Below are 18,408 nucleotides of genomic sequence, written 5' to 3'. Positions count from 1 at the left end.
CGCGGTTTAGCGAATAAAGTTTATGGGTGTCCACGATCTTGCTTTCTTAACAAGGTCACTTCATCGACTGAATGACTGGCACACTATCAACAAACTGCTCAAAACTAATAATTTCACGTTCCTTTAAGATCCATAAATGAGCTACCCTCGCCTTAAATGATTTACCGGTTTTATTAAAGACTCCTTGATAAGTACCATAAGCAAAAACATGATCGCCATTCGCAACATAACCATCAACGTTAAATGTATAATTTGTCCACTCAGTGGCTAATCGACTAAATACTTTTTCTGATATTTCTTTAAAACCTACATAAGTCCCGGCCAAAGGAAACCCGTTTGCTTCTTTCCATTTAACTTCGTTTGATAAATACTTCTGTAAGTTTCGCCCATTTTCTTCTGATGTGTCACCTTCATAAGTGCTTTTAATAATCTCAAGATTCGTCAATATCATATCTCCTTTAACGACAATATAACACTAGGCCAATATGAGCCTAGTGTTTAGGTTATAAAACATAAGTGGCACGAGCTTAATGAATTAAGTACTTATAAGCTCGAGTCACTCTCTTTATCCAGCGTAATAACTACATGCCAAATAAGCTATAAGCTTTTTAATAACGCTCTCCATCCTGTGATGTTGTTATAAAATTGAGCATGAGGTAATCGAGTATATTTACCTTCTTTTTCTACTATAAAAGAGGGAAAACCTTGAAGGTTCCATTGTTGCATTAACATATGGCTCTTCTGAATCTCATTAGAAGAATGCTCTCCCTCTGCTGACATCAAATCAAACCAGTGACGTTTATCTGCCCCCAGCCTAATCGCAATTTCAGCTAATACGTTAGGATTACTTGTATCAAGTGCTGATTGATAATGAGCTTGCTGAATCGACTTCAGCATCAAAAAGCCCTTGTCATAATGTTTTTCCATAACCCAAATAGCTTGAGCCGTTATATATGAATCCAGTATGATCGATTCATTACCACTCAGTCTTTCATGATAAGCTTGAGAAAATACCTGCCCAGTGCTTAATGCGATTTTTTGATCATGACTCTGCGCCATTTTCCTAAACCCACTATCTATTTCTCTTCTTTTGATCATGCCTCCAGGGTGCATAACTAATTGAATAGATGTCATTTCATACATCATTTCTACAAGGGGAGTTGCTCCGAAGCACCACCCACACATTGGATCATATAAATAGTGAATTTTTACCATTTCATCTCCCCCATATGAACCTTTGCACCTATATTCAACGCAAGTGGAAATAAGGCATTAGGGTAAGCTTCCGACATTTTATTGATCAACTCTTCAGCATTTGTGCTGTGTTGTTTTTCTTGTTCGAATTTCTTTAAGTATAAAGCGGTATAGTTGATGTTATCTGGTGTTAGACTGGTATTAGGAGTCATATGCCCAGGTACTGCAATAAGTGGATTTAATCTTTGCATTTCAGCTAATTGTGCCTGCCATGCATCCAATTTCTGTTGGCTTTGAGTATCTGCAGTCCACACATGCAAATTACCAAATATTCCAATATTCCCCACTATTGCTTTTATTGATGGGATCCAAAGGTAAGGTCGATATGCAAGTAAGCCTGATGTCCCGTGAATCTCTACTGTATATCCATCTACAGTAAAAGCACTGTCGGTGATTGCTTTAGGTAATATTGGTGAATGAGGGGCATTGTTACCCATTTTAGGTCCCCAAAAAGCTAACTTTCCAGCCATTTTACTTTGGATCACTTTTTGAACTGCTGGTGTTGTGATTATTTGTGCATTAGGAAATATCTGCTTTAGCATTTCTGTGCCAAAATAATAATCTGGATCCGCCTGACTAATGAAAATGGTCGTCAGTTTTTTACCTGAATCAAGTACGTTAGCTGCAATTCTTAAAGCATCAGCCTTAGTAAAACCAGCATCTATGATAGCAGCCTCTGTCTCACCGTATATCAAGGTTGAGTTAACGTGAAAGCTATGACTATCTGCGTTATATACTTTTAATGATAGTGCTGTTTCACTCGTGGCATATGCTGTATTAGCAAATAGTATCGAGGCGATAATTAATATAATTTTGTTCATTCTGTTACCCATGTCATTTATTGAAGTGGGGATAATTATGAATGATTGATTGGTACGTTTATATACACAATAATATACAACATTGTTTCATAAATCGAACATATAAATGGATAGAATAAAAGCAGCTCAAGTATTTATTGATGTGACACGTTCCGGCAGTTTTACTGCAACGGCTGACAGACTAGAGATGTCGAGACCAATGGTTACTCGTTATGTAGAGACGATGGAAAACTGGTTTGGGGCACGCTTACTTCACCGTACAACTCGAAAGGTAACACTAACGACGATAGGTGAAGAATGTCTTGAAGATATAGAGCAATGGCTCAGCGTTGCTGATAAGCTTGTTTCTAATATCAAATCTTCAAAAGAGTTGTCAGGTTCAATAAAAATAGCCACCAGCATGTCATTCGCTCACTCTCAATTTATGGCTGCTATTTGTGCGTTTATGTCGTTACACCCCAAAGTTAAAATTGATGTGAATCTACAAGATACCGCTATCGATTTAATAGAGAGCCAAATTGACTTAGCGATTCGAATTGCCTCTACACCAGATCCTGCTTTGATAGGGAAACCTATTGCAGTATGCCGGTCAATCATCGTTGCCAGCCGAGCTTATTTAGCAACAAAACCAACCATTTTTACACCTGAAGATCTCAGCTCACATGAATGTCTTAGTTACGTTAATTTTGAACGCCATATTTGGCATTTAAAACGTGAAAATGAGCATAAATCTATACATGTTAATTGCAGATTAACAGCCAATGAAGCCACCGCTCTACTTGAAGCGACTTTGTGTGGTGCTGGTTTATCAATGCAACCGACTTATATGGCCAACGAAGCTGTGAAGAGAGGTGAGTTAGAACAGGTATTACCTGATTGGAAAGCAAATGACATGAATATATATGCATTATATTCATCTCGGAAATTCTTGCCGCCAACAGTTCGCGCTTTAGTTGACTTCTTAAGTGAATATTTTAAACAGCACCCTTGGGATTGATCATAATAATAAATTGCCCCATTAACAAAGGTATTTGCGATTGGGAAAAGTGATTCAGTGTCAGTCTTTTTAATAACTTTTTCTTCTGAATAAGAAAAAGTAAAGTCACCGACAAGGCGAAAATGCTACTAATAATAATCAAGCAAAACCGACGAGGTTAAGAATGCGTTAAAATGGTGAATGAGTGCCGCGAAGCTTTCCTTAAACGCTTCATTTATTCGTCAAATGATTCTACAAACGTTATTATTTATCGTTATCCAAAACCTTGCTGGAAAAATCTGTGTCAAATAACACCACAACCACCCTCTCCATTAAGTTAAACAACTTCCTGCATCGCATTGATTGTAAGGCAACGCTCATCGCGTTGGTTAATCAGCATGGTTGTAGTTTGAAGCGAATTCGCCGTTCTAAAAATTGGTCACTCACAGGCCAACAAAGCCAACTTATTAAGATAGGTGAAGAGCTACATCAATCAAAAACAGTATGGATTACTGAAGCTATTAACAAAGGGTTGCCAAAACCTAGCTTTGATTTGGTGGCAATAGCCCTATCTGACCCTGGAATGACTATTAATCGCTTAATAGCAGAAACAGGCTGTACTTTAATCGAAGCTCGCATAGCTATCGATAAAGCAGAAGATTTACTTTAAGCACCCAGTAACTATTCAAAAATAACGATGCTCAATGTAGCTATCACGACTCCACACACTTTTTAAAATGATATTTAATCTATTTATATTTAACGGATAGTTTTCGCTACTTTACCAATACTCAAACCTTGAATTAAAATAGAAAACACCACGACAGCATAAGTGAGAGCCAATAAAATATCACGCTGTGTCCCATCAGGTAATTGCAAGACTAGTGCAACCGAAATACCACCACGTAAACCTCCCCAAGTTAATACCTTCCACGCGCCAGATGGCAACTCTAATTGTTTATTAAATGTAGTCGTTGTTATCCCCACAACGATTAAACGTGCGAATAACGCAATTAAAATAGTTAAACCACCAGCAATAAACAAATTACTCGAGAATGCAATCATGACAACTTCAAGACCTATCAGTACAAACAAAATGGCATTTAAAATTTCATCAATCAATTCCCAAAACAGATCAACGTAATGGCGAGTCTTGTCGCTCATCGCCATACTACGGCCATGATTACCCACCATTAACCCCATCATCACCATTGCAAGGGGGCCCGACAAATGCCAATGGCTTGCCAATGCATAACCACCAATAACACCTGCTAAAGTAAGCAATACTTCTTCTTGGTAACTATCAATACTTTTCAGTAAGTAATATAAAACTCCACCTAATACCAAACCAAAAACAATACCGCCACCAGCTTCAACTGCGAGCGAGTGTGCTACATGATAGGTTGTAGGAATATCACCACTGGATAACACCCCTAATAAAAGTACAAAAATAACTACCCCTATTCCATCGTTAAACAACGACTCACCTGCAATCACGGTTTCAATACTTTTGGGCGCACCCGCAGATTGTAAAATCCCCATTACCGCAATCGGATCAGTTGGTGAAATTAATGCACCAAACAGTAAACACCAAATGAATGCTAATTCAAAACCAAGTAAAGGAAGCAGTAAATAAAGCGCGCCAGCAATAATAACCGTCGATAACAATGTACCCACACAGGCCAAAATACCTATTGGTAATTTATAGCGCCTTAAATCGCTAACATTTACGTGTAACGCACCTGCAAAAAGCAGCATAGAGAGCATGCCATCAAGCAAAACTTCAGTGAAATCTAACTGATCGAGCAAGCTCACTTCGTAATCGATGAGATCATCAAATCCTAAAAATCCTAAAAATATAGCGCCAATAGATAAAAGCATTGAAATAACCATCACGCCAATGGTTGTTGGTAAGCCAATAAAGCGATGGTTTACATAGGTGAGTAACGCGGTAATTGATAAAAATATCGCACTTATTTCAAGTACGCTTAGGCTGGTTGCTGGTACCATGGATTAAATCTCAATATTTATTTAATGGTGCCTTACTCAAAACAAGTAAAGCAGAAGGGTTATTATTTTTGATACAGTTACCTCTTATTATATTCATATAGCGCCAGCAAACATACCAAAAACATCAATCTACGACATTATTGTAAACACTAAGTGAATTAATAGTAATATCTAGTACTGATAAGCTAATCCTTAACGTCTGAATATATACTAAGCCATTCAGGGCAACCATGACCTTTATTCATACCAAGGCCTCATACAGGTTGCTATCTTCTGACCGATTTGGATTCATTCAGTACATAAATTAGCGTTATATTCATCTGCACAAAAGTAGTCTGAACTGAATGATTGATACTTTTAACGATCTGAATCACTTAAAGTGTTGAGGTATTTTTCTAAATAAAATCGAGATTGCTCTTCCATGAAGCCCTCTAGCTAATCATTGCAATAGCATACTATTTTAAGCGGTTTGTAATTCTTTGATGAAATATGAAAAGAATTGAGACTAAACAAACTGTTACGAGACCAACTTATCCCCTTTATTATTTACTAACTTAACTCGGGTTTATTTTTGACGTTAACACGTGATCTTGCCATGAGCCTGCTATTTTTAAGTAAGACTTTGCTACCCCTTCTTTTTGAAACCCTAGTTTCTCTAATAACTTACCAGAACGCGTATTGGTTGGAATATAGTTAGCTATCACTCTATGTAAATTGTATTCGGTAAATACGTACTGTATTGATGCTTGCAGCATTTCAAACATTAGCCCTTTACCTTGGTTTTTCTCTGAGATTGAGTAGCCAAGGTGACAAGCTTGAAACGCACCATGAACAATATTAGAAAATGTACATACACAAATAATCTCAGACTTACTTTTATCAAAGGCAACAAGAGGAATTACAGTCCCAGATTGAAAGCTTTTAAAGTTTAACTCTACACGTTTTCTGGTTTCTTCTAAGCCAAAATACCCCGCAGTTCTTATTGGCTCCCAAGGAGCTAAATGGCAGAAGTTATCGCTTTCATATTTGACAAGTAATTCAAAATCATCTGGTTTTAAAACAGAAATAATTAAATTTTCAGTTTCTAACTCAGGTATTACTTTCAAGATGAATATCTCCAAGAGGAATGAAGCCGGATTTAGTGCAGTAAAACAATTAGTGCTTAATATGTAAAACTACATCACTAAAAAATAGAAGAGTGATTATGACCCGTTATAATTTACAGGTGCCCACGACCTTCTTCACATAACATTACAGATTGACTAATTTGTAGTACGAGGATCCCAATGACCTTGTTATCTGTGTAAGCTAATAATGATAACGACACGAAATAATTGTTAAATGCGCATCTGTGACTGCGTAAACTAATCGATTGGTTTCATCAATACGACGAGACCAAAAACCAGACAAATTTTCTTTTAACGGTTCAGGTTTACCGATGCCTTCAAATGGTGAACGCTTTGCATCATTTATTAATTTATTAATTCTCTTTAATGTTTTTTTATCCTGTCCTTGCCAATAAAGATAATCCTTCCACGACTCATCAGTCCAGGCTAACAGCCTAATCATTTGAAATTTCTCTCTCGGTAATTTTACCTAGTTGAAACTGTTCAATTGATTTTGATAAATGCGAAGCATTAGCAGGTGATTTTAATAAATGAACAGTTTCCATTAAGCTGTTGTAATGATCCATAGACATTACAACAGCATCATCTGCATCTCGTCGCGTGATTACTGTATAATCAACGTCATTTACCACATTGTCTAAAACTGATTTAAGCCCATTTCGAGCTTCTGTAAATGATACTATTCGCATATTTGACTCCTCATTACCTGTACAACTAATAAGACAACTTTAACAAACAACATTAACATGTACAACATATAGTACAACTCCATATTATAAATACAACTAACAAGGCCATAGGATTTCTCATTCTCAGCCCAAGTTTTAATGACAAAAACACAATATTTTATACTTACTTGAGGCTCAAATAGATTATTCGTTTTTCAATAAATAGTTGATTAAATTGAATTGTAAAGACGTTTATTAAGGCAATTATGTATTTTACTCAAACTATAGGGCTTTGCTCTTGCTTAATGTAAATTACTTATTAACTTCACCCCCTTATAAACAACAGCATGAACAAGGCAATACATCTGCCATTACGCATTTATTTTATCTTGGTCGCACACGTGAGTTTATTCATCCCTTTATCCACCTTAATATCTAGTACTGATAAGCTATTCCCTTAACGCCTAAATATAATAGAATATTTCCATTAGCAAACAACAACTTACCTATGTAAATCTTACAATCCCTCTGTACTAATTCCATGTGCCTTTTAATTAAGAATAAATTAATGCATTTAAATCAATAAGTTAAAGTTGGAACAGTAGTTGCAACTCTAATGTCACTGAATTGATGAGAAGGAAAATAAAGATGAACGACATTGCTTACACAGGATACATGGCATTTTATTTCTATTTAGTGATGTTATTCATTCAGTGGGTAGTTGCCACCTTTAGTAAATCAAAACAACCCAATTCAGTCCCTGGGAAAATTGATGAAAATCTATCTCACAATAGTTTTGTTTTCAGAGCGCATCGTACTTTCCACAATACCCTAGAAAATAGTGCGTTATTTGTAGGCACGGCGCTATTGGCATTTGTACTTAACGTACAAAGTCCTATTTTTGCTATTTGTATTTGGACTTACCTTGTCGCCAGAATTGTACACATGACGTTGTACTACACCATTGCAACTGAAAAGAACCCGAGTCCACGTACCTACTTCTTTTTGATTGGTGTAGCAGCAAATGTAGTTATGTTAGTGATATTGGGTCTAGGACTTATTCAATCATAAGTTCTAAAAGTAATAAGTGACGAGATGTAATAACTAAAATCCAAACAAGCACACTCATAATAAGTAAATTCTCAATAACAACGTTAAGCATTATTTTTAATAACATCAACCTAATTTTAAAACCGAGCAGGAGATAAAATGAAACAGACATTAATTATTGGCGCAAGTGGTCAAATTGGTAAAAAACTCACACAATGGATGCTAGATAACGATCAATACGTAGTCGCATTGGTACGTGATAAAAGCAAACTATCAGATATACATAATGACAAACTAACCATTGTTGAAGAAGATCTTAACAAAGATTTTGGACACGCATTTAAAGACTGTGAAAATGTTGTTTTTGCGGCAGGCTCTGGTGGCCATACTGGCGCAGATAAAACCATACTGATCGATTTATGGGCAGCCTGTAGAGCAGCTGATTATGCAAAAAATCACGATGTGAAGCATTTCACTATGGTTAGTTCGATTGGATCTGGTGACCCGTCAGAAGGTCCAGAAACCATGCAACCCTATTTAGTGGCCAAACATATGGCAGATGAGCACCTAATGAACAGTGGCTTGCATTATTCAATAATACGCCCTGGTTCACTCACCAATGACACAGGTAAAGGCAAGTTTACCAATGAGCGACCAGAGCAAAAAGAACAAGCGACAATCACGCGCGATGACGTGGCTAAAGCACTGTTATTCACAGTGACAAATCCACCTAAGAAAAGCGCTATTACCGAAATTTTTAACGGTAGTAAAAGTATTGATGAAGTTTTACCTTCGTAAGGTCTGCATGCCTGTGACGACTAAATATATACTGTTTAGTCAACAACAGGCAGTAAGGTAAACAGAGCGATATTGAGGGGGCCGCTATATTAAGGCTCTCTCAACAATGACACTTAAAGCTTGCATAGCGCTATAATCTTCCCCGCATAAATAAGCACGGCGAACACAGCGAGATATACAATGGTAATAAGGCGTATCAGATAATGATACTTGTGATTGGCGAGATTGAGTCATAACAAATTACCTCCGAATGCAATAAATCCGGATTCTTAAAGGTAGTTTATAGTTAAAAACTCATCAAAGTTTTTGGGTGTCCACGTTCTTTCGTGAAGTATAAAATACCTCTTCAAATTCAACTTTAAACATAATGTCACTGCGTTTTCCTTGCCAAAATTTAACATTAGGGTTTTGTCCCTGTAAAACAAGACAAATGATCTCAATTACATCTCTAGGCATATTTGGCCCAAAATATACCCCTGTCAGTGCTTCTGTAGGGTATGTATAAGCAAGCCCTGCTTCGTGATGTATTACACGCCATTCTTTTTCATATTTCCAAGCTTTAGACTTGGTACAAAACAACTCTAATATTTTAGAGCTTTGATCATCAGCATAAATACTTTGAATATTAAGTTTTGGTATTTCATCAACATAATCTACCTTTTTGGCTTTTTCAAAAAGCTCATTATCTGTAGCGAATTCTAAGCAAAAACCTTGATACTTATCTGCGTAATGAGCCCACATTAGTAGTTCATCATTCGCTTCAGAAAAGCATGAAACGCCTCTATTTTTAATGAATTTGTCAATGACTTGCTCATTAGCGTCCATTGCTGCTCTAATCAATGTTGGCTTTAACTTATCTAAAGGCATGCTTTCTAATTTTTCAATTACATGTTTAGGCCAATTTTTAGCTAAAAATATTTCTCTAAGTTTTTCTATTTCTTCTGGTGTTGGCTCACCTAGTTCAGCTTTGATTGCACAATCATAAGGATCATTAAATCCAGATGGTGCGGCAAAAAACACTGTTTGAGTTTTTAAATTCAATAATGATTGAACAGAAAATGATTCATATTTATATAGATTTTTAGGTAAGGTCAATCGAGTAATCCTTTAGTACATAAGGCCCACATTAACTGGATAAAAATGGTGGGCTAAAATCGCGGAGCGATAGCCCGCTATTTTTATTCCAGTTGAATTGCTTGTTAGAGTGATTTACAAACACATTGAGAGGTCGTGCATAGACATGCAAACTTCCCATATATATTTTTCTGATACTAAAGTCCCAGTTTCCGTTACTTCGACTTCATCGTGTGTAACCCTAGGAGGATATCCATGTACTAATGAATTTCGAATTTCTCTGACATTGTCATTCAAAAAACCAATTGAATTGTGCGATAACAATTCACTTTTATTAATTTTATCAAGGTTGCGTAAATTCAAATGGAAAATTGATTCTTTATCTTTGGCTTTTTTAGTAATCTTTACACCCTTATGCTCACTAAGGCTTTTTACAATTTGACTTAATGTATCTTCCAACATAGCCCAAAGCATCAATAATTGAGACTTCCTAATATAATTCGGTAAATCTTTTTTAAATGTAGACTCTAAATCATACATATCATTACTAACGTTCGATACAGATACAAGATCTGTAAACTTATTGGTTTTTATACCTTGCCCGCCACTTACTAGGTTTTCTGAAAAATCAGAAAGATAGTTTTCTAATTGATAATTTTGTTGTTCTATAAAAGCCATTATTAATGTTAGCTCTTGATACAAACCTCTTCGTAGACTTGCTTCTACATCTATTTTCTTAGAGAACCCGCTCATAATATATATCCTAGGAATTCATTAGCTAGCAACAATCACTCTAACGCCTTGTATGGATAATAAATCCACAATTTAAATAATTTATTACACCAAGTTCGGGTAAAGTGAGGCCCAAGCTTTGGCTGCAACCAAAGCCTTCTTATACAATAGTTCGACTAACAGCTGGCTCCTCTGTTGAGAGACCGTTAATAAGTGGGAACATTGTATAGGACTCCAAGCATTAAACTCGGATAGTCAACTGGGCCTCGAGCCCGAATAGCAAGGCGGAGTCAGCTTATTATGAATTGTAAAAATAATCAAAAAGAAATCACCATTGGTGTAGACACAGGCAAGTCTCAACTCGACATCTTTATAAGACCTTTAGATATTTACTTCACTGTGACTAATAATGAAGAAGGCATTAAAGAAGCCATTAAAAAAATAAAACCTTACAAACCCTCGCGAATCGTGATTGAAGCTACGGGTCGACTTGAGCATCCGTTTATCATGGCATGTTCTCAAGCTGATTTACCCTTTACAGTGGCAAATCCCATACGTATTAAAAAGTTTGCGGGTTCAATCGGGCAACAAGCAAAAACTGATAAGCTAGATGCACAATTGATCGCGCATTACGGGGAGGCCATAGCCCCTCCACTATCTACATTAAAGCCCGAAAACATGCAGTTAATGAGTGATTTACTATCCCGAAGAAGGCAACTCATGACCATGCAAATCATGGAGAAAAATAGACTTCAGATCATGCCAAAAGAAATAACCGGTATTATCAAACCCATCTTAACCGCTATTAAAAAACAGATAGAAAAAGTCGATGACAAACTCAGTAAGCTTATTGAGAAATGCAGTGAATACAAAGCTAAAAACACCATTATTCAAAGCATGCCAGGCATTGGTCCAGTGGTTGCTTTTAACCTATTGAGCGATATGCCAGAACTTGGTTATTTAACCAATAAAGAAGCAGCTTCGTTAATCGGTGTCGCGCCATTTAATAAGGAAAGCGGGAGTTACGAAGGTCAACGAAATATACGTGGTGGCCGTCATAAAATACGAACAGTGATGTACATAGCAATGATGTCAGCGATGCAATACAACCCCGTTTTCAAAATGACATATCAACGATTAGTTGCAGTAGGAAAGCCCAAAAAAACAGCGATAATTGCCTGTGTTCGTAAGATGATTATCATATTAAACTCAATGGTTAGAGACGGCGTCATGTGGGATCCTAAAATGAATACAAATTAGGATTTGACACCATAGTCACTTATTAGATGACAAAAAGTCATATTTCCAGTGGAAATACGGCAAACATCTAACGATTAATAATAGACTTAGACTACTTTAATTATTATTTTAATCAATAATTTAAAATAAAATATGAAATATAAGTCATGTAGAAAGGTGACAAAATGCAGTATTTACGACGGAAAGATTGCAAACACCCTAGCGTGGAGTATAGATACGAGTTACAACCTCAATTAATCATAACTCAATACGGCTACAACTCCCCCACCGTAGAGCTTTCCCAAAACAATTAAGCACTTTCAGCAACAGTAAACAGGACGTTTGCTGTAAGTTCATTTAGCACATGGATGTGCGTATGAACTGGTGCGTTAAGAAAGTTCTTCATTGGTTGGGTCAGAAAGCGACTCGGTGGCCAGTTTCTTTGCCTCCTTTCTTTTCTGGTAAAAGAAAGGAGGTCGCCGACAAGGCGAAACCACTGCCAATAAAAATCAACAAGCCCCGACGAGCGGAGACGAGCCAACTTCTCTACGTCTAATAAAAAAGCATTCTCCACTCAGAATGTTAACAATATAAAAAATAACGTTACATATTGCGGCTAGGTCAATCCCCCCGTTGAGTTTTCCTGAATCAATGACTGCCTTTAGCAAGCTAAGGTATAGAGCGATTTATGCGACAGCATATTGGAATGAACGGGCTAAGCTCTGCGTGCCCTTTGCCGTTGCTAGCTCAGTTCGCCACATGGATGTGGCGTATGAGCGGTGCGTTAAGAAGGTAGCCATTTATTCAGATTAAAAAACGATCGGGGCCAGTCTCTTTGAGTTCTTTGTAGGTATAGGTCTCTACTGACAGAGAGAAAGTAAAGTCGCCAACAAGGTGAAAACACTACTAATAAAAACCAACAAGCTACAACGAGCGAAGACGAGCCAACCTCAAACAACATAACCAAAACAGCATCTTTCCTTCAGGCACAGAAAAACCAGCCATAACGAGCGTAGGCGAATCAAAACTCAACGCGGCTACAACTCCCCCACTGTTGAGCTTTCCCAAACAATTAAGCACTTTCAGCAACAGCAAACAGGACGTTTGCTGTAAGTTCATTTAGCACATGGATGTGCGTATGAACTGGTGCGTTAAGAAAGTTCTTTATTGGTTGGGTCAGAAAGCGACTCGGTGGCCAGTTTCTTTGCCCCCTTTATTTTCTGGTAAAAGAAAGGAGGTCGCCGACAGGGCGAAAACACCGCTAATAAAATCAATAAGCCACAACGAGCGCAGACGAGCCAACTTCTCTACGTCTAATAAAAAAGTATTCTCCATTCAGAATGTTAACAATATAAAAAATGACGTTACTCATCGAGGCTAGGTCAATGTTCCCCGTTGAGTTTTTCTGAATCAATGGCTGCCTTTAGCAAGCTAAGGCATGGAGCGATTTATGCGACAGCATAGTGGAATGAGCGGGCTAAGCTCTGCGTGCCCTTTGCCGTTGCTAGCTCAGTTCGCCACATGGACGTGGCGTATGAGCGGTGCGTTAAGAAGGTAGCCATTTATTCAGATTAAAAAACGATCGGGGTCAGTCTCTTTGAGTTCTTTATAGGTATAGGTTCTCTGCTGGCAGAGAGAAAGTAAAGTCGCCGACAGGGCGAAACCACAGTGGATAAAAATCAACCAGCCCCGACGAGCGAAGACGAGCCCAGCCTCATAAAATAACATCCACCACTTTCTTACAGGCACAAAAAAAGCAAGCCGAAGCTTGCTTATAAAGTTAGCGCTAAAATGCCTTTAAAAAAAGACACTTTAAGAAAAATTACTCAGCTTCTGCAACTTCTTCTTTCTTCTCTGCTGCTTCTTTCATAGAAAGACGTACACGACCTTGGCGATCTACTTCTAGTACTTTAACTTTAACTTCTTGGCCTTCTTTATTTCACAAGATAAATAATAAGCTAATGATGAGTAACCGAAACGCAGTTTCGCAGTGCGAAGAAGGAACTGAGACTTTCTGTACACGCTCTTCACCATTATTTGAGGCATAGGTGAGATGTAAACAAGACCGTCTTTTTCTTTATCAAAGAATTTTATTACTGGCACAAAAAAAGCAAGCCGAAGCTTGCTCTATCAAGTTATGCAAAAGTTTACTTAACTAAAAGCAAACCTTAAGAAAAATTACTCAGCTGCTGGCGCTTCTGCAACTTCTTCTTTCTTCTCTGCTGCTTCTTTCATAGAAAGACGTACGCGACCTTGGCGGTCTACTTCTAGTACTTTAACTTTAACTTCTTGACCTTCTTTCAGATAATCAGATACTTTTTGAACACGCTCTTCACAGATTTGTGAGATGTGAACAAGACCGTCTTTACCAGGAAGAATGTTAACGAATGCGCCGAAATCAGCTAAACGAACAACTTTACCAGTGTAGATAGTACCTACTTCAACTTCAGCTGTAAGTGCTTTAATGCGGTTGATTGCATCGTCAGCTTGCTCACCAGATGTTGCAGCGATTTTAACAGTACCATCATCTTCGATTTCGATAGTTGTACCTGTTTCTTCACATAGAGCACGGATAACTGCGCCGCCTTTACCGATAACATCACGGATTTTATCCGTGTTGATTTTCAGTGTGTGGATACGTGGTGCAAATTGTGAAATATCTTGACGACCTTCAGAAATCGCTTCATCCATTACAGATAGAATGTGTAAACGTGCAGCTTTTGCTTGGTTTAACGCAATTTGCATGATTTCACGAGTGATACCTTCAATTTTGATATCCATTTGTAACGCTGTGATACCGTTAGTTGTACCCGCTACTTTAAAGTCCATATCACCAAGATGATCTTCATCACCTAAGATATCAGAAAGAACAACGAACTCTTCGCCTTCTTTAACTAGACCCATTGCGATACCCGCAACAGAAGCTTTAAGTGGAACACCAGCATCCATAAGTGCTAGAGATGAACCACATACAGAAGCCATTGAAGATGAACCGTTAGATTCAGTGATTTCAGATACAACACGTACTGTGTATGGGAATTCTTCAACAGTAGGCATTACTGCTAATACACCACGTTTCGCTAGACGACCGTGACCGATTTCACGACGCTTAGGAGAACCAACAAAACCAGTTTCACCTACACAGTATGGAGGGAAGTTGTAATGTAATAAGAAGTGATCTTTCTTCTCACCCATTAGGCTGTCGATGATTTGTGCATCACGTTGTGTACCTAATGTAGCAGTAACAAGTGCTTGCGTTTCACCACGTGTAAACAGTGAAGAACCATGAGTACGTGGTAATACACCAGTACGAACGTCAAGTGCACGAACACTTTCAGGATCACGACCATCGATACGCGGCTCACCTTTGATGATGCGAGTACGTACAACCGTTTTCTCTAAATCGTGTAGGTATTCACCTACTTGCTTAGCTGCTAGTGCTTCGTCAGCGGCTAATAATTTTTCTTTAACTTCAGCAGTGATAGCTTTGATTGCGTCGTAACGCTCGCCTTTATCACTGATTTGGTAAGCTTCTTCAAAACGTGCTTGCGCTTCAGTTGCAACAGCAGCATCTAATGCTTCGTTACGTGTTGGAGCAGTCCAATCCCATTTAGGACGAGCTACTTCAGCTGCGAATTCTTTGATTGCTTCAACAACAACTTGTTGCTCATCGTGACCGTATACTACCGCGCCTAACATTACGTCTTCGCTTAAGATACCCGCTTCAGATTCAACCATTAATACTGCGTTGTCTGTACCAGATACAACTAGGTCTAGATCACTTGTTTCTAATTCTGTTTTAGTTGGGTTAAGTAGGTATTGACCTTCTTTATAACCAACACGAGCACAACCGATAGGACCGTTAAAAGGCATACCAGAGATAGATAGTGCCGCAGAAGTTGCAATCATAGCAACGATATCTGGGTTAACTTCTGGGTTGATTGAAACAACAGTTGCAATCACTTGTACTTCGTTTTTGAAACCTTCAGGGAAAAGAGGACGAACTGGACGGTCAATAAGACGTGCAATTAACGTTTCTTCTTCAGATGGACGACCTTCACGTTTGAAGAAACCACCTGGGATTTTACCTGCAGCGTATGTTTTTTCTTGGTAGTTAACAGTAAGAGGGAAGAAATCACGCTCTTGATCATCTGCATTTTTACCAACAACTGAAACGAATACACATGTATCGTCCATGCTACACATTACAGCTGCAGTTGCTTGACGTGCAATTACGCCAGTTTCTAGTGTTACCGTATGTTCGCCATACTGGAAACTTTTTACAATAGGAGTCATTTTTTTTCCTTTAATAGTATTATTTTCATTTTGCTTTTTATCGCGCCGACAGTATACGTGATGCAGATAAGTTTTAACATTTTTTAGATAAAAATTTTAAGAGAAAACAATCAGTCTCATCAAAAATTAACCGCTAAACAATGAATCTTCTAAAAAGTGTACAAAATAAGCCGATCAAATCTACAATCGTTTTCTGGACTGGCTCCGTTGCTACTGTACAGGTAATATATGACGTATTTACATCTGTTATGCGAGTTGACAATGCTAAGCAATTTACCTGTTCTCTATTCACTACAACATTGCCCGTATGCAATGCGTGCTCGTATTGCTATTTTTAAGTCGCAACAGCCGGTATTAATTCGCGCGATCAAGCTTAATAATAAGCCACCAGAGATGCTCACATTATCCACAAAAGGCACGGTGCCGATGTTGGTGTTAAATGGCAACGAGGTTATTGAAGAAAGTCTCGATATTATGTTGAAGGTGTTAAAAGATAATGATCCGAGTTACTTATTGTCTTCTCAAGGTGAAGAGCCACTTTCCGACATAATTGCTATTATTGATGAGTTTGAACAACACTTTTTTGTTGCCGTTGAAGCCTATAAATGTGCCAAACGTTACCAAGAAAACAATATTGTTGAGTGTCGTCAGTCCTGTGAGGTTTATCTACAAAAATTAGAGGATCGATTATCTAAACATGCTTTTTTAACCTCAGAGCGTGAGGGGTTATTAGATATTGCTCTCATGCCTTTTGTACGCCAATTTTCAAAAGTTGAACGTCAATGGTATCAACAGTCCCCCTACCCTAAACTGCGAGCTTGGTTAAGCGGTTACCTACAAAGTACAATGTTTACTAAAGTGATGGCAAAACATGAGTTATGGGTTGATGGACATCAAGATATTGTTTTTGGTGATATAAAGAAGTAAAGCTCAATACCTAAGTTCAGGCTGAGCTTCATTCAACCTATAACCAACACACCTTTGTATATTGGCTACTGTTCTTTATTCATAACAAGCATCAAAAAACTGCTTTTCTAATAATACGGCTTGTTGAAAGTACTCTTTGATGGTTTCTTGTTGGCTTGCATCGGCTTTATTGTAAGCGGTGTCGAGCTGAGAGCGTAAATGCTCAACGACTGATTCAAAATACTCGCCAGCATGTAAGGTAATCCACTCTCCAAAATAAAAAGGTAATGACTCTACAGCAGCAACGACAGGCTCAGCCCAGCTTAAGTAAACCCATTCAGCGACACACAATACCGCAACCATGTTGCCATATTCACCGCTATTTGCCGCTTTTAACATTAATGCTTGAAAGTCATTCGTTGGCTGTAATAGCAAAGGTGAAACTCGTTCAGATTGAGCGACTTCTAGCATGTCAAAGGAGCGTTGAAAATAGGTGTTTTCAGGGCCTGCAATAATCCCAAGAAAATGTGCTAATGGTAAACGATCAGGTAACGCTGGTGCATGATGTATTGCTGAAGCGGCTAAACGTACAAAGTTATCAATAAAGGTATAATCTTGAGCCAAATACACTCGCATTTTTTCTAATGGTAAGCTTCCATCAGCTAGTTCAATACAAAAAGGATGAGCTGTTGCAGCTGACCAGTTTTCAATACAGCTTTGTTTTAATTGTTCACTTGGACGCATTATTTTTCCTGATTGGTTTATGGAGAGAAAGGTAAACAATACTATTGTTTTAAATATGCTGTCACCTTACTTTACAAATTCTCTTCTACTTTTAAAGTTACCTTTATTTTAATCCCCTTATTTTACTACCTATAAAGGCTAGAAATTCAGCTTTTATAATCTAACTCACCCTATACAACTTGAATTGTCATAAAGGTCATGTACTAATCAACTAAAACGTTATTTCTATTATTTGAAAGTAAGTCATTATTGAGGAGAAAAGCATGTCTAAGAATCCTATCGGCTGGTTTGAAATTTATGTAGATGATTTAGCGCGCGCTAAAACATTTTATGAAACCGTATTTGAAGTGACGTTAGAGAGTATTGGCGATCCAAATGATAGCAGCATACAAATGCTCGCATTCCCTTCTGATATGGAAAGATATGGTGCGACTGGCGCTCTGGTTAAAATGGAGCATGTTATTGCAGGTGGAGGTGGTACGCTGGTTTATTTTGCATGTGATGATTGCGCCAACGAAGCTGCAAAAGTAAAAGCGGCAGGTGGTTCAATTCAAAGACCTAAAATGGATATTGGTGAATATGGATTTATCTGCTTGGTGGTTGATTCTGAAGGAAATATGATTGGCTTACATTCTATGGCTTAATCTTTATTTAAGAGTTCATACATATAAAAAAGAGCCCTTAGGCTCTTTTTTTATTGTTAATGAAGGTAA

Annotated in this window: 18 protein-coding genes and 2 pseudogenes; 7 read left to right on the top strand and 13 right to left on the bottom strand. The window is 37.8% G+C overall.

Annotated elements, in window-relative coordinates; all coding sequences use genetic code 11:
* Window positions 1-55: 55 nt before the first annotated feature.
* From AC0L3W_RS01585 to AC0L3W_RS01575, 3 genes are all read right to left on the bottom strand, one after another.
* The gene (locus AC0L3W_RS01585) at window positions 56-451 is read right to left on the bottom strand and encodes a nuclear transport factor 2 family protein (protein WP_290038799.1); all 396 of its coding nucleotides are present in this window, start codon (window positions 449-451) and stop codon (window positions 56-58) included.
* Window positions 452-597: 146 nt separating this feature from the next.
* On the bottom strand, window positions 598-1,215 hold the full coding sequence (locus AC0L3W_RS01580; RefSeq protein ID WP_409439833.1) for a DsbA family protein: 618 nt from the start codon (window positions 1,213-1,215) through the stop codon (window positions 598-600).
* Window positions 1,209-2,075: an MBL fold metallo-hydrolase gene (locus AC0L3W_RS01575; RefSeq protein ID WP_290038801.1), complete on the bottom strand. Its 867-nt coding sequence runs from the start codon at window positions 2,073-2,075 to the stop codon at window positions 1,209-1,211. Before AC0L3W_RS01575 ends, AC0L3W_RS01580 begins: the two co-directional genes overlap by 7 nt.
* A gap of 106 nt (window positions 2,076-2,181) precedes the next feature.
* On the opposite strand from AC0L3W_RS01575, the gene AC0L3W_RS01570 reads away from it, so the two are divergent.
* Window positions 2,182-3,072 carry a LysR family transcriptional regulator gene (locus AC0L3W_RS01570; protein ID WP_409439834.1) on the top strand — a complete coding sequence of 297 codons (891 nt, stop codon included), beginning with the start codon at window positions 2,182-2,184 and terminating at the stop codon, window positions 3,070-3,072.
* A gap of 280 nt (window positions 3,073-3,352) precedes the next feature.
* Window positions 3,353-3,721: a ribosome recycling factor family protein gene (locus tag AC0L3W_RS01565; protein ID WP_409439835.1), complete on the top strand. Its 369-nt coding sequence runs from the start codon at window positions 3,353-3,355 to the stop codon at window positions 3,719-3,721.
* Between the two features lie 89 nt (window positions 3,722-3,810).
* Here the strand turns inward: AC0L3W_RS01565 and AC0L3W_RS01560 are convergent, their stop codons facing one another.
* The 4 genes from AC0L3W_RS01560 to AC0L3W_RS01545 all read right to left on the bottom strand — a co-directional run bounded on the left by AC0L3W_RS01560 (window position 3,811) and on the right by AC0L3W_RS01545 (window position 6,877).
* Window positions 3,811-5,061, bottom strand: coding sequence for a cation:proton antiporter (locus AC0L3W_RS01560; protein ID WP_409439836.1), 1,251 nt, complete (start codon window positions 5,059-5,061; stop codon window positions 3,811-3,813).
* Between the two features lie 554 nt (window positions 5,062-5,615).
* Window positions 5,616-6,167, bottom strand: a complete 552-nt coding sequence (locus AC0L3W_RS01555) for a GNAT family N-acetyltransferase (RefSeq protein ID WP_409439837.1) — start codon at window positions 6,165-6,167, stop codon at window positions 5,616-5,618.
* A gap of 202 nt (window positions 6,168-6,369) precedes the next feature.
* Window positions 6,370-6,630 carry a Txe/YoeB family addiction module toxin gene (locus tag AC0L3W_RS01550; protein ID WP_290038806.1) on the bottom strand — a complete coding sequence of 87 codons (261 nt, stop codon included), beginning with the start codon at window positions 6,628-6,630 and terminating at the stop codon, window positions 6,370-6,372.
* Complete coding sequence (locus tag AC0L3W_RS01545) at window positions 6,623-6,877, bottom strand: type II toxin-antitoxin system Phd/YefM family antitoxin (RefSeq protein ID WP_290038807.1); 255 nt, start codon at window positions 6,875-6,877, stop codon at window positions 6,623-6,625. Before AC0L3W_RS01545 ends, AC0L3W_RS01550 begins: the two co-directional genes overlap by 8 nt.
* A gap of 627 nt (window positions 6,878-7,504) precedes the next feature.
* Here AC0L3W_RS01545 and AC0L3W_RS01540 point away from each other — a divergent pair.
* A complete protein-coding gene (locus AC0L3W_RS01540; RefSeq protein WP_290038808.1) occupies window positions 7,505-7,927 on the top strand; it encodes an MAPEG family protein in 423 nt (140 codons plus the stop codon).
* Between the two features lie 138 nt (window positions 7,928-8,065).
* Window positions 8,066-8,704: an NAD(P)-binding oxidoreductase gene (locus AC0L3W_RS01535; RefSeq protein ID WP_409439838.1), complete on the top strand. Its 639-nt coding sequence runs from the start codon at window positions 8,066-8,068 to the stop codon at window positions 8,702-8,704.
* Between the two features lie 135 nt (window positions 8,705-8,839).
* Here AC0L3W_RS01535 and AC0L3W_RS01530 read toward each other — a convergent pair.
* The 3 genes and pseudogenes from AC0L3W_RS01530 to AC0L3W_RS01520 all read right to left on the bottom strand — a co-directional run.
* A pseudogene (locus AC0L3W_RS01530) lies at window positions 8,840-8,938 on the bottom strand (transposase); the annotation flags it as partial.
* A 63-nt stretch (window positions 8,939-9,001) separates the two neighbouring features.
* Window positions 9,002-9,799, bottom strand: a complete 798-nt coding sequence (locus AC0L3W_RS01525; RefSeq protein WP_409439839.1) for a DUF2971 domain-containing protein — start codon at window positions 9,797-9,799, stop codon at window positions 9,002-9,004.
* Between the two features lie 114 nt (window positions 9,800-9,913).
* Window positions 9,914-10,531 (bottom strand): hypothetical protein, encoded by a 618-nt coding sequence (locus AC0L3W_RS01520; RefSeq protein WP_409439840.1) that lies wholly within the window; start codon window positions 10,529-10,531, stop codon window positions 9,914-9,916.
* 279 nt (window positions 10,532-10,810) lie between these two features.
* On the opposite strand from AC0L3W_RS01520, the gene AC0L3W_RS01515 reads away from it, so the two are divergent.
* Entirely contained in the window at window positions 10,811-11,770 is a 960-nt protein-coding gene (locus tag AC0L3W_RS01515; protein WP_409439841.1) for an IS110 family RNA-guided transposase, read from the top strand.
* A gap of 1,801 nt (window positions 11,771-13,571) precedes the next feature.
* Here the strand turns inward: AC0L3W_RS01515 and AC0L3W_RS01510 are convergent.
* Both AC0L3W_RS01510 and pnp read right to left on the bottom strand, forming a co-directional pair.
* Window positions 13,572-13,682, bottom strand: a pseudogene (locus AC0L3W_RS01510) (S1 RNA-binding domain-containing protein); the annotation flags it as partial.
* A gap of 245 nt (window positions 13,683-13,927) precedes the next feature.
* Complete coding sequence (gene pnp, locus AC0L3W_RS01505) at window positions 13,928-16,045, bottom strand: polyribonucleotide nucleotidyltransferase (protein WP_409439842.1); 2,118 nt, start codon at window positions 16,043-16,045, stop codon at window positions 13,928-13,930.
* Window positions 16,046-16,306: 261 nt separating this feature from the next.
* On the opposite strand from pnp, the gene AC0L3W_RS01500 reads away from it, so the two are divergent.
* Entirely contained in the window at window positions 16,307-16,972 is a 666-nt protein-coding gene (locus AC0L3W_RS01500) for a glutathione S-transferase (RefSeq protein WP_409439843.1), read from the top strand.
* 75 nt (window positions 16,973-17,047) lie between these two features.
* On the opposite strand, the gene AC0L3W_RS01495 is transcribed toward AC0L3W_RS01500, so the two are convergent.
* A complete protein-coding gene (locus AC0L3W_RS01495; protein WP_290041534.1) occupies window positions 17,048-17,695 on the bottom strand; it encodes a TenA family protein in 648 nt (215 codons plus the stop codon).
* Between the two features lie 263 nt (window positions 17,696-17,958).
* Between AC0L3W_RS01495 and AC0L3W_RS01490 the strand changes: the two genes are divergently transcribed.
* On the top strand, window positions 17,959-18,339 hold the full coding sequence (locus tag AC0L3W_RS01490) for a VOC family protein (protein WP_409439844.1): 381 nt from the start codon (window positions 17,959-17,961) through the stop codon (window positions 18,337-18,339).
* Window positions 18,340-18,408: the final 69 nt, after the last annotated feature.

Source organism: Psychromonas sp. KJ10-5, assembly GCF_055808325.1.
This window is presented reverse-complemented; position numbering and strand designations above follow the sequence as displayed.

What these genes read in the sequence shown, in the direction of transcription:
- AC0L3W_RS01535 (WP_409439838.1), top strand. Translation starts at nt 8,066, where the DNA reads ATGAAACAGACATTAATTATTGGCGCAAGTGGTCAAATTGGTAAAAAA.
- AC0L3W_RS01550 (WP_290038806.1), bottom strand. Translation starts at nt 6,630, where the DNA reads ATGATTAGGCTGTTAGCCTGGACTGATGAGTCGTGGAAGGATTATCTT.
- pnp (WP_409439842.1), bottom strand. Translation starts at nt 16,045, where the DNA reads ATGACTCCTATTGTAAAAAGTTTCCAGTATGGCGAACATACGGTAACA.
- AC0L3W_RS01540 (WP_290038808.1), top strand. Translation starts at nt 7,505, where the DNA reads ATGAACGACATTGCTTACACAGGATACATGGCATTTTATTTCTATTTA.
- AC0L3W_RS01500 (WP_409439843.1), top strand. Translation starts at nt 16,307, where the DNA reads ATGCTAAGCAATTTACCTGTTCTCTATTCACTACAACATTGCCCGTAT.
- AC0L3W_RS01515 (WP_409439841.1), top strand. Translation starts at nt 10,811, where the DNA reads ATGAATTGTAAAAATAATCAAAAAGAAATCACCATTGGTGTAGACACA.
- AC0L3W_RS01520 (WP_409439840.1), bottom strand. Translation starts at nt 10,531, where the DNA reads ATGAGCGGGTTCTCTAAGAAAATAGATGTAGAAGCAAGTCTACGAAGA.
- AC0L3W_RS01490 (WP_409439844.1), top strand. Translation starts at nt 17,959, where the DNA reads ATGTCTAAGAATCCTATCGGCTGGTTTGAAATTTATGTAGATGATTTA.
- AC0L3W_RS01545 (WP_290038807.1), bottom strand. Translation starts at nt 6,877, where the DNA reads ATGCGAATAGTATCATTTACAGAAGCTCGAAATGGGCTTAAATCAGTT.
- AC0L3W_RS01585 (WP_290038799.1), bottom strand. Translation starts at nt 451, where the DNA reads ATGATATTGACGAATCTTGAGATTATTAAAAGCACTTATGAAGGTGAC.
- AC0L3W_RS01580 (WP_409439833.1), bottom strand. Translation starts at nt 1,215, where the DNA reads ATGGTAAAAATTCACTATTTATATGATCCAATGTGTGGGTGGTGCTTC.
- AC0L3W_RS01495 (WP_290041534.1), bottom strand. Translation starts at nt 17,695, where the DNA reads ATGCGTCCAAGTGAACAATTAAAACAAAGCTGTATTGAAAACTGGTCA.
- AC0L3W_RS01575 (WP_290038801.1), bottom strand. Translation starts at nt 2,075, where the DNA reads ATGAACAAAATTATATTAATTATCGCCTCGATACTATTTGCTAATACA.
- AC0L3W_RS01560 (WP_409439836.1), bottom strand. Translation starts at nt 5,061, where the DNA reads ATGGTACCAGCAACCAGCCTAAGCGTACTTGAAATAAGTGCGATATTT.
- AC0L3W_RS01570 (WP_409439834.1), top strand. Translation starts at nt 2,182, where the DNA reads ATGGATAGAATAAAAGCAGCTCAAGTATTTATTGATGTGACACGTTCC.